We start from the raw sequence: 14,421 nt of genomic DNA, 5'->3' as shown, positions 1-14,421 counted from the left end.
AACGGTCTGGCCGCTCAGATAAGCCGCTGGGGCGGGAAATGCAATCGCGGCCCGACCTGTCAGATCAGCGCGCGCAACAGCCGCCAGATCGCGAAGATCACCAGGATGTCGAGCCCGAGTGCCAGCGGCACCATCACCCGGTCCGACATCTCGAAAGGGGTGACGTAAAGCGCGAGCCCGGTGATCGTGCCCTTGACCGACACGATCAGCAACGCGCTGCAATTGTTCACGAAATGCCAGCCCATCGCGATGCCCAGGCTGCCCGAGCGTTCGGTCAGGTCGGCGGCGGCCAGCGCGAAGGCGAGGATCGCGACCATGATGACCCAGGCATTGGCCCCCGCCATCGGGTTGAAATGCAGCGCCGTGAAGATCAGCGCGGGCAGGCCCATCCAGACCACGCGGGCGGCAAAGCGCGCGGCAAGCTGCTGCTGCAGATAGCCGCGGAACAGCAATTCCTCGGACCCGGTCTGGATCAGCACCAGCCCCAGCGCGAAGGGCAGCAGGCGCAGCCACTGGTCCGGCGGCAGGCCCGCGTCGGGCGACACGACCAGCCGCCCGATCGCGAACAGCGCCGCATAGACCGGCACCAGCACCGCCAGCGACAGGAAGAAGCCGCGCATCCAGTCGCGCATCGGGCCGAACAGGGTTCCCGGTTCGCGGTAATGCAGCGCGGGCGTGGCGATCAGCACGCCCAGCCCCATGCCGATGAAGCTGGCCAGCACGAACAGGGTCTGCCCGGGCGTGGCGGGCGCCATGATCCCCTGCATCCAGCCGAAATAGTTCAGCGGCCCCAGCACCGGGTAGGCGCCCACCAGCAACAGCGCGAAACAGCCCGCATAGATCAGCGCGATCACGCCGAGCGCGACGAAGACCCGCCAGAGTTCGGGGTAAAGCCGCGCGGGCTCGACATAGGCCTCGAAAAGGGGGGATCGCATGGGCTCTCGGGGTTGGGGCGGCATGTTGCGGGCAAGCTAGCGCGCGGGCGCCGGGGCTTCAACTCAGACGCGCAGGGCCACCCGCGCGGCCAGCCAGGACAGGCCCAGAACCCCCAGTTCGACCAGGAACATCGGCCCGAGCGCCGGGTCGTCGGGGGCGAAGGGATAGGTATAGAGCGCCAGCCCCGAGACCGGCCCGGGCAGCGCCACGATCAGGATCGCGACCGCGTTGTTGGCGAAATGCAGCGCGATGGCCGGGCCCAGCGTGCCGCTGCGCGCGGTCAGATCCGCGGCCGCCACCGCGAACAGCCCCGCCCAGGCCGCCAGGGCCAGCGCATTGCCGCCCGCTACCCCGGGTTGGTAATGACCCAGCGCGAAGAGCGCCGCGGGCAGGCCGATCCAGATCAGCGGGGTGCGGAAACGCGCGGCCAGCTGTTGTTGCAGATAGCCGCGGAACAGCAATTCCTCGGCGCCCACCTGCACCAGCACCAGACCCACCGCCAGCGGCAGCAGGATCAGCCAGCGCCCCGGATCGAGGTTCGGTTGCAGGTCGTCGCCCATGGGCAACGCCACCCACAAAACCGCGTAGAGCAGCGCCAGTGCGCCCAGCACGCGGAGGAAACCCGCGGCGGCGCGCCCCGGCGGGCCGGTCAGCGATATCAGCCCGCGGCCGTGGAAGGTGCTGGCCGCAACCAGCGTGCCGATCCCGAGGAAGACGAAGGAGGCCAGCAGCCACAGCGCATTCGCCGCCGTCAGCGTGGTGCCGAACACGCCCGCGAAGGTCGAATCCGCGAAGGCCGTGCCGCGCAGCGCCGCGACCAGCCCGTAGGCCGCGTAGATCAGCCCGATATGGATCGCAACGGCTGTCAGACCGCCCGCGACCAGACGCCAGAGCTGGGGCCGGGCGCGGGCCGCGCGGGTCAAGGCGTGATGGGGTCGGTAATCCATGGTGCCCCGGTCCATTGCTGGTCGAGACTAGACCGCCCCCGCCCGCCCATCAATCGCTTGTCTCCCTCTTCCGCGGGGTCTATTCCCAAGGGCGACACGACCCGAAGGAAGCCATGCCCATGCCCCCCATCGACAAGTCCCGCCTGCCCAGCCGCCACGTCACCGAAGGCCCGTCGCGCGCGCCGCACCGGTCCTATTACTACGCGATGGGGATCTCCGAGGCCGAGATCCACCAGCCCTTTGTCGGCGTCGCGACCTGCTGGAACGAGGCCGCGCCCTGCAATATCGCGCTGAACCGGCAGGCCCAGGCGGTCAAGATGGGCGTCAAGGAGGCGCATGGCACCCCGCGCGAGTTCACCACGATCACCGTGACCGACGGCATCGCCATGGGCCATGAGGGAATGCGCTCGTCGCTGGCCAGCCGCGAGGCGATCGCGGACAGCGTGGAACTGACGATGCGCGGGCATTGCTATGACGCGCTGGTGGGGCTGGCGGGCTGCGACAAGTCGCTGCCGGGGATGATGATGGCGATGGTGCGGCTGAACGTGCCGTCGGTGTTCATCTATGGCGGCTCGATCCTGCCCGGCCGGCACGAGGGGCGCGATGTCACCGTGCAGGACGTGTTCGAGGCGGTCGGCCAGAACCAGGCGGGCAACATGTCCGAAGAGGCGCTGATCGCGCTGGAAAAGGTCGCCTGTCCCTCGGCGGGCGCCTGCGGCGGGCAGTTCACCGCCAACACCATGGCCTGCGTGTCCGAGGCCATCGGTCTGGCGCTGCCCAACTCGTCGGGGGCGCCCGCGCCCTACGAATCCCGCGACCAGTATGCCGAGGCGTCGGGCCGCGCGGTGATGGCGCTGATCGAGAAGAACATCCGCGCCCGCGACATCGTCACCCGCAAGAGCCTGGAAAACGCCGCGCGCGTGGTGGCCTGCACCGGCGGGTCGACCAATGCCGGGCTGCACCTGCCCGCCATCGCGCATGAGGCGGGGATCGCGTTCGACCTGTTCGATGTGACCGACATCTTCCGCGACACGCCCTATTTCGTCGACCTGAAACCGGGCGGCAAATATGTCGCCAAGGATCTCTACGAGGCGGGCGGCGTGCCGGTGGTGATGAAGGAACTGCGCAAGGCGGGCCTGATCCACGAGGAGTGCATGACCGTCACCGGCCGCACCATCGGCGAGGAGATCGACATGGTCACGCGCGAGGCCGATGGCCGCGTGATCTATCCCGTCTCGGCCCCGATCACGCCGACGGGCGGGGTCGTCGGTCTGAAGGGCAACCTTGCCCCCGACGGGGCCATCGTCAAGGTGGCGGGGATGGAGGCCGATCAGCAGGTCTTTACCGGACCGGCCCGGGTCTTCGAATGCGAGGAGGACGCCTTCGAGGCGGTCAAGGCGCGCAGCTACAAGGAAGGCGAGGTTCTGGTCATCCGCAACGAGGGCCCCGCAGGCGGCCCGGGCATGCGCGAGATGCTGGCCACCACCGCGGCGCTGTCGGGGCAGGGCATGGGCAAGAAGGTCGCGCTGATCACCGATGGGCGGTTCTCGGGCGCGACGCGGGGCTTCTGCGTCGGCCATGTCGGCCCCGAGGCGGCGCATGGCGGGCCGATCGCGTTGCTGAAGGATGGCGACATGATCACCATCGACGCCATCAGGGGCGAATTGTCGGTGGCGCTGTCGGACGAGGACCTGGCCGCCCGCAAGGCCGCGTGGACAGGCCCGCGCGAGACGATCTATGGCTCGGGCGCGCTGTGGAAATTCGCCCAGCAGGTCGGCCCGACGCGCAAGGGCGCCGTCACCCATCCGGGCGGTGCCCACGAGAAGCATGCCTATATGGATCTCTGATCCGGCCCGCCGCGTTTTCGCCCGTTCCGGCCGGCCCCTGATGGCCGCCCTTGCGGCGCTTGCGCTGGCGGGATGTCTGGACGGGGCGGGGCGTGCCGCGCCGCAGGCGGTCGCCGTGGCGGACGGCAGCGTGGCCATTGCCGGGCCGTCGGGCTATTGCGTCGATCCCGCCGCCACGCGCGACGGCGAGCAGGGGGCCTTTGTCCTGCTGGGCGGTTGCGCGGCCCTGTCCGGGGCGCCCGACGCCCCCTCGCCCGCGAGAAACGCGCTGCTGACCGCCTCGGTCGCCGCCAATCCCGGCCCGGGCGGCCGCCCGGACGACCGCGCCGTGATGCTGTCGCGGTTCTTCGAGGCCGAGGAGGGCCGCGCCGCGCTGGCCCGTGACGGGAATGCGGCCAGCGTCGCGGTGATGCAGACATTCGAGCGTGACGGGCTGTTCGTGCTGCGCGCCCGCGACCGCAGCGCGGGGCTGGCGCCGGGGCTGCGCGACGAATACTGGCGGGCGATCTTCGAGGTGAACGGGCGGATCGTGACCGCCTCGGTCATCGGCTTCGCGGACGCGCCCCTGGACGAGGAGGCGGCGCTGGCGCTGCTGCTGGAGTTTGCCGCCCGGATCCGCGCGGCCAGCCCGGGCCCCGAGGACTGACCCGCCCGAATGCGGCGGATTTTCGGCTTTTTCGGCCCCGGCGTTTACCGCAAGGAAACCGCCGCCGGGCTCCTGTGGGCGGGTCGATAACCCGCAAAGCCTTGTTCAACGATGTTTGGTCCCTCCGTCTCTCTGGTCGACAGGTTGCTGTTTCGCCATGCGCTGGCCGCATGGGGGCGGGCGGCCGAGCGCGCGGAGGATCTGGACCTTGCCGGATTGCGGCCGCTGCGGGCGCGCGCCGCCGCGCTGCGGCCCCGGCTGGACCGGGTGATCCATGCCGCGGATCGGCGGCTTGCCCGGCCCCCCGCCGGGGCAGGGGGCGCGCGCCGTCCGCTGGGCTGTGACTGGGACTGGCGGCCCGCGATGTTCTGCGGCCCGCTGGATCCGCCGGGCGTCGCGGCACCGGCCAGCGGCACCGCCTTCGGGGCCGAGGCGCGGTTGTTCCACGATTGTCCCCATGCCGAGCTGGGCCTGCGCCAGATCGCCGGATCCGCCGCGCCGCATGGGCTGTGCATCGAGGTGTTCCGCTTTGCCGGAAGCTTCCTGTCGCTGGCCATCGACCTGCCGCAGGCGGCGGCAGCGGGGCTGGGCCGCCGCCACCTGATCCGGCTGGACAGCGTGATCGAGACCGAGCGGCCGCTGCGGATCTTTGCCCGCCTCAATATCTGCCACGGCCCGGACAGTGCGCAGCTTGTCCGCGCGATCCCCCCTGACGGCCCTGCTACGGTGGTCGAGTTCGACCTTGCGCTGACCGGGATCGACGCGCGGGGAGTGGGGCGGATGTGGCTGGACCTGATCTTCGAGGCGCCGCAGATGAACCGCATCACGCTGGGCGACATGGTGCTGAGCCGCCGCCCGAGGGCAGAGCCATGATGCATCTGCGCCCCCCGGCCCCGATGCGGCTGACCCCCACCCGGCTGCAGGCGGGGATATGGGAGGGGGTGCTTGAGGCCGGCCCTGCCGCGGTCCCGCCCGGGATCGAGGCGCTGCATCAGGGCCGTCCCCTGCCCGGCCTGCGCCTGACCCCCGATCCCGGCCGCCCCGGCCGCTATGGGCTGGCCCTGCCGATCCCGGCCGAGATCCTGTCCGACGGGGTCCAGACCTGCGTGATTCGCGACCGGGCGACCGGCGCGATGCTGGCCAGTTTCGCGATCCTCGCGGGCCAGCCTCTGGATCACGACCTGCGCGCCGAGATCGAGCTGTTGCGCGCCGAGCTTGACCTGCTCAAACGCGCCTTCCGCGCGCATTGCGTCGAGGCCATATCGCCGCCCGGGTGACGCAGGGTCCCCCGTGACAGCGCGCCGCCGCCGCGCCACTCTCGCACGGGGAGGACCGCATGACCGATTTTCCGCATCTTCTGGCCCCGCTCGATCTGGGTTTCGTGACGCTTGGAAACCGCGTGCTGATGGGCTCGATGCATACCGGGCTGGAGGAACGCGGCGACTGGGACAGGGTGGCCGAGTTCTACGCCTTGCGCGCCCGGGGCGGGGCCGGGCTGATCGTGACCGGCGGCATGGCCCCCAATCCCGAGGGCGGCGTCTTTCCCGGCGCGGCGGGGCTGTATTCGGCCGAGGACATCGCCAACCACCGCCGGGTGACGGACAGGGTGCATGACGCGGGCGGGCGGATCGCGATGCAGATCCTGCATGCGGGCCGCTATGCCTATGGTCCCGATTGCGTCGCCCCCAGCCCGATCAAGTCGCCGATCTCGCCCTTTGCGCCCCGCGAACTGGACGAGGCGGGGATCGAGAAACAGATTGCCGACATCGCCACCGCGGCCGCCCGTGCGCGCGAGGCAGGCTATGACGGGGTCGAGGTGATGGGGTCGGAGGGGTATTTCCTGAACCAGTTCCTTGTCACGCACACCAACCGGCGCAGCGACCGCTGGGGCGGGTCCTACGAGAACCGGATGCGCCTGCCGCTGGGGGTGGTGGCCCGGGTGCGCGCGGCGGTCGGCGCCGATTTCATCCTGATCTACCGGCTGTCGATGATCGACCTTGTCCCCGATGGGTCCAGTTTCGACGAGGTGGTGGACCTGGCGCAGCGCATCGAAATGGCGGGCGCCACGATCCTGAACACCGGCATCGGCTGGCACGAGGCGCGCGTGCCGACCATCGCGACATCGGTGCCGCGCGCGGGATTCGCCTGGGTCACGCGGAAGCTGATGGGCAGGGTGGGGATCCCGGTGATCACCTCGAACCGGATCAACACGCCCGAAACCGCCGAGGCGCTGCTTGCCGAGGGTGTGGCCGACATGGTCTCGATGGCGCGGCCCTGGCTGGCGGATGCCGAGTTCGTCGCCAAGGCCGCGACGGGCCGCGCCGAGCAGATCGCGCCCTGCATCGCCTGCAACCAGGCCTGTCTGGATCACACCTTTTCGGGCAAGGTCTCGACCTGCCTTGTCAATCCGCGCGCCTGTTTCGAGACAGAACTGCGCTATGCGCCGACCGACCGTCCGAAGCGCATTGCCGTGGTGGGGGCCGGACCTGCCGGGCTGTCGGCGGCGCTGGTGGCGGCTGAGCGGGGGCATCATGTCACGCTTTACGAGAAATCGGACCGGATCGGCGGGCAGTTGACCCTTGCCGCCCGCATCCCCGGCAAGGAGGAATTCCGGGGGCTTCTGGCTTGGTATGGCCGGATGCTGGAGCTGCACCGGGTCGATCTGCGCCTGTCGACCGCGCCCGACGCCGCCCTGCTGGCCGGGTTCGACGAGACCATCGTTGCCACCGGCGTTCTGCCGCGCGATCCGGGGCTTCCCGGTCAGGATCTGCCCCATGTGCTGGGCTATGCGGATGTGCTGGCCGGGGCTGCCCCGGTCGGTCCGCGTGTCGCCATCGTGGGGGCGGGCGGCATCGGGTTCGATGTGGCCGAGTTCCTTGTGACGGGCGACAGCCCCACCCTGCATCCCGAGGAATGGCGCGCCGAATGGGGCGTGGCCGACCCGGCGGAGCATCGCGGCGGGCTGGCCCCCGATGGACCGCGCCCCGCACCGCCGCTGCGCCAGGTGACGCTGATGCAGCGCAAGCCCGGTGCGCCCGGCAAGGGGCTGGGCAAGACCACGGGCTGGATCCACCGCGCCGCGCTGCGCATGAAGGGGGTGCGCATGCTGGGCGGCGTCGCCTATAGCCGGATCACCCGGGAGGGGATCGAGATCGCCGAGGGAGACAGCCCCCGCCTGATCGCTGCGGATACCGTCGTGCTCTGCGCCGGGCAGGAGCCCGAGCGCCGCCTGTCTGTCGCGCTGAGCGCCGCGGGCCTGGCCCATCACGTCATCGGCGGCGCGGATGTCGCGGTCGAGTTGGATGCCAAGCGCGCCATCGACCAGGGCGCAAGGCTTGCCGCCAGCCTTTGAGATCAACGCCTTGCGTGCCCGTCCGGGTTTCCCGGGGCGTGACGATGGCCCCATCATCCCAGTATTGTCGAGCGGCTTCCCAATTCCTGCCCGAATTGCGTTGGATTGTAACGGTCAGCACGGGGGAGTGATCAAGGATGTTCCGATGGACCGACTGACCGAGATGGAGGCCTTTGCCACGGTGGTGGACCAGGGCGGCTTCACCGATGCCGCCAAGAAGATGGGGATCTCCAAATCCGCCGTGTCCAAGCATGTCTCCTCGCTCGAGGCGCGGCTGGGTGCGCGTCTGCTGAACCGCACCACCCGCCGCGTCAGCCCGACCGAGATCGGGCTGGCCTATTACGACCGGGCGCGACGGGTGCTGAACGATGCGGGCGAGGCCGATGCGCTGGTCACCTCGATGCAATCGGCGCCGTCGGGGCTGTTGCGGATTTCGGTCGCGACCGATTTCGGGGTCAATCACCTGTCGCCGCTGCTGGGCGATTTCCTGCTGCAATATCCCGACATCACAGTGAACATGGTGCTGAACAACCGCTATGTCGAACTGATCTCGGAAGGGTTCGACATGGCGATCCGGGTGGGCGAACTGGAGGACAGCACGCTGCGCGCCCGCAAGCTGGCCGAGACCGCCAGGCGGATGATCGGGTCGCCCGGCTATTTCCAGAAATTCGGCCGCCCGCAGAAGATCGACGATCTGAACGAGCACAAGCTGTTGCACTATTCCAACCAGGCCAGCGGCAATGTCTGGAAGATCACCGCGCCCTCGGGCGAAAAGCGGCAGGTGCGCACCGCGGGCTGGCTGACGGTGAATGACGGGCAGTCGCTGCTGAACGCGGCGATCTCGGGCCTTGGCATCGCCTATCTGCCGAGCTTCCTGTTCAGGGACGCGCTGGAAAAGGGTCTTGTCGAAGAGGCGATCCCGGGCCTGCCGATGGAGAAGCTGGGGATTTACGCGGTCTATCCGCCGGGGCGCTTTACCCAACCCAAGGTGCGCGCCTTCATCGACTTCCTTGTCGAACGCTTTTCGGGCGAGGATGCGGTCATCTGACCGGGCGCCGCCGCGCTATTCCAGCGCGGTGACGATCGCCTCGACCCGGCGGTTCTGCATCCGGCCCTCTTCGCTGCGGTTGCTGGCCACGGGGGCCAGAAAGCCCGCCCCGGCCGCGGTGACGCGGGTGGCGGGCACGCCCAGCCGCTCGACCAGATGGGCGCGGACCGCCTCGGCCCGGCGGCGCGAGAGCGCGATATTGCCCTCCAGCGCGCCCACCGCGTCGGTATGGCCGACCAGCATCAGCGTCAGCCCCGGATTGTCGGCCAGATACTGCGCCAGCGCCTGAAGCGAGGCGATGTCGCCCCCGTTGAGCGTTGCCGCGCCGGTGTCGAAATCCAGATCGGGCAGCACCGCCCGGCCGTCGCGATCCAGCCGCGCGGCCAGATCGTCCCCGGCCTGCGGCGCCTCCGCCCGGGGGGCGGTCTCGGGCGCGGCGGCCGGGCGTATCCGCGTCACCTGCACGAAGCCCCGCGTGCTCGACCGGCTGACCATCAGCGTCGCGTATTCCGGCCCCGCCCGGGTCAGCCGCCGGGCCGAGAGAAAGCGGAAATCGCCCAGGTCCACATGCATCACGGGCGCCGGCAGCGTGTCGGTGGCAAAGCGGAAATCGAACCCGCCGCAGCTATCGGCCGCGCAGTCGAGGATCGGCAGGAACCCGTCGGCCAGCAGACGGTCGCGCAGGGGCGCGAGGATCTGCATCGTGGTCCGGCCGTCCAGCGATTCGTGCCAGGCCCGGCGGGTGATCGCGCCCTCGGCCGCGATCGCGGGCACATGGGTGCCATCGTGAGCGCCCACCGGGACCGCGACCGTGCCGAGTGCCACCTGCTCTTCCGCGGTCGCGGTCGCGCCCTCGGGTGGGGTCAGCGCCGCAACCGCGCCCGGGGCGAGCAGCGCCGCCATGACCACCGCCAGACCGTGAAATCTCATCTATGGGCGCCGTGATAGGCCGGGTTCGGCTCCATCCCGCTGGCCGAGGCGATCCGGTTCGACATGTTGAAGAAGCCCGCGACGGCCGCGATGTCCCAGATGTCCCGGTCGGTGAAGCCCTGATCGCGCAGGGCCTGGCGGTCGGATTCCTCGATCCTGTGGCTGTCCTCGGTCAGTCTGGCGGCGAAATCCAGCATCGCGCGTTGACGGGCGTCCAGTTTCGCGGCGCGGTAGTTCATCACCATCGCCTCGCCGAGCGCCGGATCGCCCGACAACTCGCGCACCGCCGCGCCATGGGCGACCTGGCAATACCAGCAGCGGTTGATCGACGAGACGACGACCGCGATCATCTCGCGTTCCAGCTTGCTCAGCCCGCTTGGGCCCAGCATCAGGTCGTTATACATCGCGGTGAAGGCGTTCAGCTTGGCGATGTCGAAGGCATAGGCGCGCAGCACATTTGGCACGAGGCCCAGCTTTTCGGCGCAGATGTCGAAATATTTCCGCGTCTCGGGCGGCAGCGGATCGACCGGCGGCAGGTCGAGGGCGGTGGGAAGGTCGCGGTCCTGGGTCACGGCTGGGGCACTGGCGTCGGTTTCATCCGGTAGTGATACTGTCCCACATCCCGCATCCCCAAGGAAGCATAGAGCGCGCGTGCGGCCGCATTCGCCTCGGTCACCAGAACGACGATCTGTTCCGCTCCCTGATCTTGTGCCCATTGCGCTGCCGCCCGCATCATGTTGCGGGCCGCGCCCTGCCGCCGATGCCCCGGCGTCACGGCCATCGCATGCACGAAGCACAGCCCGTCATGGATCGCGGCAAAGCCCGCCCCGGCGGCGCGGTCGTTCTGGCGGCCGAGCAGGGCGGTTTTCGGCCCTGCGACCCGCGCCATGACCGCGCGCCGCGCGGCGCCGATGCCCAGCTCCGCCCACAGCTCGTCCATGATCGCCAGCGGTTCCCAGACGGTGAAGGCGGTCACCGGCGCGGGCGGCTCGGCGGCGAGGTCGGCCACCGGCGCGGCGAGCATCACCACCGGGTCAACGACTGCATAGCCCCGCGCCGCCAGCAGCGCGTCCAGCGCGTCCTCGCCCGGCCGCACCATGACCAGCGGCACCTGGTCCAGCGCCGTCATCGCGGCCTCGGCCTTGGCCAGATCGGCCTCGTTGACCGGCCCTTCGGCGCTGGCCGCCGAGACCCGGTTGCCGCCGCCCTGCCCCTCGCGGATGCGGAAGGGACCGACCTGGGTCACGGCGGCGGGTGGCCAGGTGGCCTCCTGTGCCGCGAACAGCCGGGCGGGCGTCACGCGATCGCCTCGGGGAAGAGCGCCGACAATTGCCCCATGGCGGCGTCGATCCGGGCCCCGTCGGTGCCCCGGATCACCACATTCGTGCCATAGACCCCGTCCCGCACGAAGGGGTAGGACCCGATCGAGAGTCCCGGAAACGCCTCGGCCAGCCCACGCAGCGCGCCCGCGATATCGCCCTCGGCGCGTTGCAGCGTCAGGCTTTGCGACAGCAGGGCATCGCCCCCGGTCAGCGTCGGCAGCACGCCCGCCACCATCGCCTGAAAGATCGAGGGCACGCCCGCCATCACGCAGACATTGCCGATGCGAAAGCCGGGTGCTGCGGAAATCGGGTTCTCGATCAGGCTGGCGCCATCGGGGATCCGCGCCATCCTGAGCCGCGCCGCGTTCAGATCGCGCCCCATCCGGTCGCAATAGTCCTGCATCAGGGCGCGGGCATCCTCGCGCACGTCGATGCCGACGCCGAACGCCTTGGCCACCGCATCCGCGGTGATGTCGTCATGCGTCGGCCCGATGCCGCCCGAGGTGAAGACCGTGTCATGGCCCGCCCGCAGCGCGTTCAGCGCCTCGACGATGCGGGGCTCGATATCGGGCACGATCCGCACCTCGGCCAGCCTGATGCCGTGCTTGACCAGTTCGCCCGCCAGGAAATGCATGTTGGCATCGCGGGTCCGCCCCGAGAGGATCTCGTCGCCGATCACCAGCATCGCCGCCGTGGGATTGCCCATGCCTGCCCTCCTTGTCCGGCCCTTGCCACCGGTATAGGAGCCTGCCTTGCGGTTTCAAAGCCCCCTCGCGCCGGGCGCGCCGGTCCGCCGCGATTGCACGCTCTGGCCTTTGGCGGCGCTGCGGCTTATCTTTCCGCGCGAGAAGCCGAGGAGTAGCCATTGGACGACAGATCGCGCGACCGCCGCACCCGGGACAATATCCGCCTGTATCACCCCGAGGATTTCGCCGGGATGCGCGCGGCTGGCCGGGTGGCGGCGGAGATTCTGGACGAGATCGTGCCGCTGATCCAGCCCGGCCGGCGCACGGGCGAGATCGACCGCGTGATCGGCGAGCTGGTCGAAGCCAAGGGCGCAAGCTCGGCCACGATCGGCTACAAGGGGTATCGGCACGCAAGCTGCATTTCGGTCAATCATGTCGTCTGCCACGGCATCCCCGGCGCCCCGATCCCGAAAAGCGGCACCGAGACGATCTCGAAGGATCTGGAAAAGCGCCGCGCCGACGATGTGCTGATGGATGGCGACATCCTGAATGTCGATGTGACCGTGATCGTGGATGGCTGGTATGGCGACACCTCGCGGATGTATGTCGCGGGCAGGCTGGGCCGCAAGGCCGGGCGGCTGATCGAGGTCACCCATGACGCGCTGATGAAGGGGATCGAGGCGGTCCGCCCCGGCGCGACCTTCGGCGATATCGGCCACGCCATCCAGACCTATGTCGAGGGGCACCGGATGAGCGTAGTGCGCGATTTCTGCGGCCATGGCCTGGGCCGGGTGTTCCATGCCCCGCCCAATGTGCTGCATTACGGCCAGCCCGGCATGGGCCCCAGGCTGGAAGAGGGGATGTTCTTCACCATCGAGCCGATGGTCAATCTGGGCCGCCCGGAAACCGCGGTGCTGGCCGATGACTGGACCGCGGTCACCCGCGACAGGACGCTGTCGGCGCAGTTCGAGCATTCCGTGGGGGTCACCGCCACGGGGGTCGAGATCTTCACGCTTTCGCCCGCCGGTCTCTTTCACCCCACCTATCGCTGAAGGCCGCCCCCTGTCCCGCGCCGATCCCGCCCTAGATCCTCGCCTCACAGGACCGGCCGCAGGAGACAGCCCGCCATGATCCATGCCGACGCGCCGCAACACCGTCTTGCCTGGCGGCTGACGCCCGCCCGCTTGGCCGTGGCGATCCTGTCCGTCCTGGCCATCGTCCTTTCGGTCTGGCAACTTGAATCCGAACGCGCGGGCATCCTGATCGAGCCCGTGCCCGGCACCGGCAGCACGCCCGCCACGGTCTACCGGCTGCCCGACAGCGGCCCGGCGCCGGTGGTCATCGTCTCGCACGGGTTTGCCGGATCCCGGCCGCTGATGCAGGCAAGTTCGCTGACGCTGGCCCGCGCGGGCTATGCCGTGGTCGCCTTCGACTATGAAGGGCATGGCCGCAACCCTGTGCCGATGTCGGGCGATCTGGACAGCCCCGAGGGCACCGCGATCCTGCTGATGGCCGAGACCGGGCGGGTGATCGACGCCGCCCTTGCCCAGCCCTGGGCCGATGGGCGGGTGGCGATCATGGGGCATTCCATGGGCAGCTATATCGCGATCCGGCAGGCGGTGGTCGATGACCGGCTGGCCGCCACGGTCGGGGTGTCGATGTCCAACGATTCGATCACGCCGAGCGCGCCGCGCAACCTGCTGATGATCCAGGGCGCGTGGGAGGGGCGGCTGATCCCCGACGCGCGCGCGGCGCTGGCGCTGGCCGATCCCGACGCCGAATTCGGCCAAACCGTGGGCGATCCGGCGCTTGGGACTGCCCGCCGCGCGGTGCTGGCGCCCAATGTCGAGCATGTCGGCGTGATCTGGTCGCCAGCGATGATCGAGGAGACCCGCGCCTGGCTGGATGCCACCTTCGGGCGGCAGAGCGACGGGCCGGTGGCGCGGATGGGCGGCTGGATCGCGTTGCTGCTGACCGGCATCGTGGCCCTTGCCTGGCCGCTGGCCCGGCTGCGCGAAAAGACCCATGAGCCGCGCCCCGAACCGCTGTCGCGCAACCGCTTCCTTGTGGTGGCGCTTTTGCCCGCGCTTGTCGTGCCGCTTGCGCTTTCGCCGGTCGAGACGCAGCTTTTCCCGGTGCTGGTGGCCGAATATCTTGCGCTGCATTTCGCCGCCTATGGCGCGCTGGCGCTGGCGCTGCTGTGGTGGTGGGGCGAGTTGCGCTGGCCCGGCCGGGCCGAGGCGGGGCGTATCCTGATGCTGGCCGGGCTGGTGGCGTTTTACGGCATCTGCGTCTTCGGGCTGGCGATGGATCGCTATGTCACCAGTTTCTATCCGATCCCGATCCGGCTTGCGATCATCGCGGCGATGGCGTTGGGCACGGTGCCTTACATGCTGTCGGATGCGCTGATGGTCGAGGGCGGGCGCGCGCCGCTCTGGCGCAGCCTGACCGCGCGCGGGGCCTTCCTGATCTCGCTGGGGATCGCCACGGCGCTGGATTTCGAGCGGCTGTTCTTCCTGCTGGTGATCCTGCCGGTGGTGCTGCTGTTCTTCCTGCTGTTCGGGATGATGGGCGGCTGGATCGGCCGGGCCACGGCGCGGCCTGCGGGGGCGGGCATCGGGCTGGGCCTGTTCCTGGCCTGGGCGCTGGGCGTGACCTTCCCGATGTTCCAGGCGGTCTGAGCGCGCGCCCGCATCCGCCGTTGCGG

Annotated in this window: 14 protein-coding genes; 8 read left to right on the top strand and 6 right to left on the bottom strand. The window is 69.8% G+C overall.

Annotated features, from left to right (window positions below; translation table 11 throughout):
* Positions 1-59: 59 nt before the first annotated feature.
* Positions 60-935 (bottom strand): CPBP family intramembrane glutamic endopeptidase, encoded by an 876-nt coding sequence (locus NHN26_RS05860; protein ID WP_253088570.1) that lies wholly within the window; start codon positions 933-935, stop codon positions 60-62.
* A 63-nt stretch (positions 936-998) separates the two neighbouring features.
* Positions 999-1,898: a CPBP family intramembrane glutamic endopeptidase gene (locus tag NHN26_RS05855; RefSeq protein WP_253088569.1), complete on the bottom strand. Its 900-nt coding sequence runs from the start codon at positions 1,896-1,898 to the stop codon at positions 999-1,001.
* Between the two features lie 98 nt (positions 1,899-1,996).
* Here NHN26_RS05855 and ilvD point away from each other — a divergent pair, with 98 nt between their 5' ends.
* The 6 genes from ilvD to NHN26_RS05825 all read left to right on the top strand — a co-directional run bounded on the left by ilvD (position 1,997) and on the right by NHN26_RS05825 (position 8,776).
* A complete protein-coding gene (gene ilvD / locus NHN26_RS05850) occupies positions 1,997-3,730 on the top strand; it encodes a dihydroxy-acid dehydratase (RefSeq protein ID WP_435594179.1) in 1,734 nt (577 codons plus the stop codon).
* 40 nt (positions 3,731-3,770) lie between these two features.
* On the top strand, positions 3,771-4,376 hold the full coding sequence (locus NHN26_RS05845; RefSeq protein ID WP_253088567.1) for a hypothetical protein: 606 nt from the start codon (positions 3,771-3,773) through the stop codon (positions 4,374-4,376).
* A 111-nt stretch (positions 4,377-4,487) separates the two neighbouring features.
* A complete protein-coding gene (locus NHN26_RS05840) occupies positions 4,488-5,249 on the top strand; it encodes a DUF6478 family protein (RefSeq protein ID WP_253088566.1) in 762 nt (253 codons plus the stop codon).
* The gene (locus NHN26_RS05835; RefSeq protein ID WP_253088565.1) at positions 5,246-5,653 is read left to right on the top strand and encodes a hypothetical protein; all 408 of its coding nucleotides are present in this window, start codon (positions 5,246-5,248) and stop codon (positions 5,651-5,653) included. The genes NHN26_RS05840 and NHN26_RS05835 overlap by 4 nt, the downstream gene beginning before the upstream one ends.
* 59 nt (positions 5,654-5,712) lie before the next feature.
* Positions 5,713-7,728, top strand: coding sequence for an NADPH-dependent 2,4-dienoyl-CoA reductase (locus NHN26_RS05830; RefSeq protein ID WP_253088564.1), 2,016 nt, complete (start codon positions 5,713-5,715; stop codon positions 7,726-7,728).
* Between the two features lie 145 nt (positions 7,729-7,873).
* Positions 7,874-8,776 (top strand): LysR family transcriptional regulator, encoded by a 903-nt coding sequence (locus NHN26_RS05825; RefSeq protein WP_253088563.1) that lies wholly within the window; start codon positions 7,874-7,876, stop codon positions 8,774-8,776.
* Positions 8,777-8,791: 15 nt separating this feature from the next.
* Here NHN26_RS05825 and NHN26_RS05820 read toward each other — a convergent pair whose 3' ends face one another.
* Genes NHN26_RS05820 through NHN26_RS05805 form a run of 4 tightly spaced genes read right to left on the bottom strand, consistent with a single transcriptional unit; the run spans position 8,792 to position 11,734 of the window.
* A complete protein-coding gene (locus tag NHN26_RS05820) occupies positions 8,792-9,706 on the bottom strand; it encodes an OmpA family protein (RefSeq protein ID WP_253088562.1) in 915 nt (304 codons plus the stop codon).
* Entirely contained in the window at positions 9,703-10,278 is a 576-nt protein-coding gene (locus NHN26_RS05815; protein WP_253088561.1) for a peroxidase-related enzyme, read from the bottom strand. Before NHN26_RS05815 ends, NHN26_RS05820 begins: the two co-directional genes overlap by 4 nt.
* Positions 10,275-11,006, bottom strand: coding sequence for a GNAT family N-acetyltransferase (locus NHN26_RS05810; RefSeq protein ID WP_253088560.1), 732 nt, complete (start codon positions 11,004-11,006; stop codon positions 10,275-10,277). The genes NHN26_RS05815 and NHN26_RS05810 overlap by 4 nt, the downstream gene beginning before the upstream one ends.
* Positions 11,003-11,734: a competence/damage-inducible protein A gene (locus tag NHN26_RS05805; protein ID WP_253088559.1), complete on the bottom strand. Its 732-nt coding sequence runs from the start codon at positions 11,732-11,734 to the stop codon at positions 11,003-11,005. The genes NHN26_RS05810 and NHN26_RS05805 overlap by 4 nt, the downstream gene beginning before the upstream one ends.
* 159 nt (positions 11,735-11,893) lie before the next feature.
* Between NHN26_RS05805 and map the strand changes: the two genes are divergently transcribed.
* Entirely contained in the window at positions 11,894-12,766 is an 873-nt protein-coding gene (gene map / locus NHN26_RS05800) for a type I methionyl aminopeptidase (RefSeq protein WP_253088558.1), read from the top strand.
* Between the two features lie 75 nt (positions 12,767-12,841).
* Positions 12,842-14,395: an alpha/beta hydrolase family protein gene (locus tag NHN26_RS05795; protein WP_253088557.1), complete on the top strand. Its 1,554-nt coding sequence runs from the start codon at positions 12,842-12,844 to the stop codon at positions 14,393-14,395.
* The last annotated feature ends 26 nt before the right edge of the window (positions 14,396-14,421 follow it).

It is taken from the genome of Rhodovulum tesquicola (genome assembly GCF_024128855.1).
Classification (GTDB): Bacteria; Pseudomonadota; Alphaproteobacteria; order Rhodobacterales; family Rhodobacteraceae; genus Rhodovulum; species Rhodovulum tesquicola.
The sequence above is the reverse complement of the archived record's forward strand: the minus strand, read 5'-3'. Positions and strand labels throughout refer to the sequence as shown.

Excerpts from the sequence above, each read along its gene's own strand:
- NHN26_RS05860 (WP_253088570.1), bottom strand. The coding sequence starts at position 935 with ATGCGATCCCCCCTTTTCGAGGCCTATGTCGAGCCCGCGCGGCTTTAC.
- NHN26_RS05855 (WP_253088569.1), bottom strand. The coding sequence starts at position 1,898 with ATGGACCGGGGCACCATGGATTACCGACCCCATCACGCCTTGACCCGC.
- ilvD (WP_435594179.1), top strand. The coding sequence starts at position 1,997 with ATGCCCATGCCCCCCATCGACAAGTCCCGCCTGCCCAGCCGCCACGTC.
- NHN26_RS05845 (WP_253088567.1), top strand. The coding sequence starts at position 3,771 with ATGGCCGCCCTTGCGGCGCTTGCGCTGGCGGGATGTCTGGACGGGGCG.
- NHN26_RS05840 (WP_253088566.1), top strand. The coding sequence starts at position 4,488 with ATGTTTGGTCCCTCCGTCTCTCTGGTCGACAGGTTGCTGTTTCGCCAT.
- NHN26_RS05835 (WP_253088565.1), top strand. The coding sequence starts at position 5,246 with ATGATGCATCTGCGCCCCCCGGCCCCGATGCGGCTGACCCCCACCCGG.
- NHN26_RS05830 (WP_253088564.1), top strand. The coding sequence starts at position 5,713 with ATGACCGATTTTCCGCATCTTCTGGCCCCGCTCGATCTGGGTTTCGTG.
- NHN26_RS05825 (WP_253088563.1), top strand. The coding sequence starts at position 7,874 with ATGGACCGACTGACCGAGATGGAGGCCTTTGCCACGGTGGTGGACCAG.
- NHN26_RS05820 (WP_253088562.1), bottom strand. The coding sequence starts at position 9,706 with ATGAGATTTCACGGTCTGGCGGTGGTCATGGCGGCGCTGCTCGCCCCG.
- NHN26_RS05805 (WP_253088559.1), bottom strand. The coding sequence starts at position 11,734 with ATGGGCAATCCCACGGCGGCGATGCTGGTGATCGGCGACGAGATCCTC.
- NHN26_RS05795 (WP_253088557.1), top strand. The coding sequence starts at position 12,842 with ATGATCCATGCCGACGCGCCGCAACACCGTCTTGCCTGGCGGCTGACG.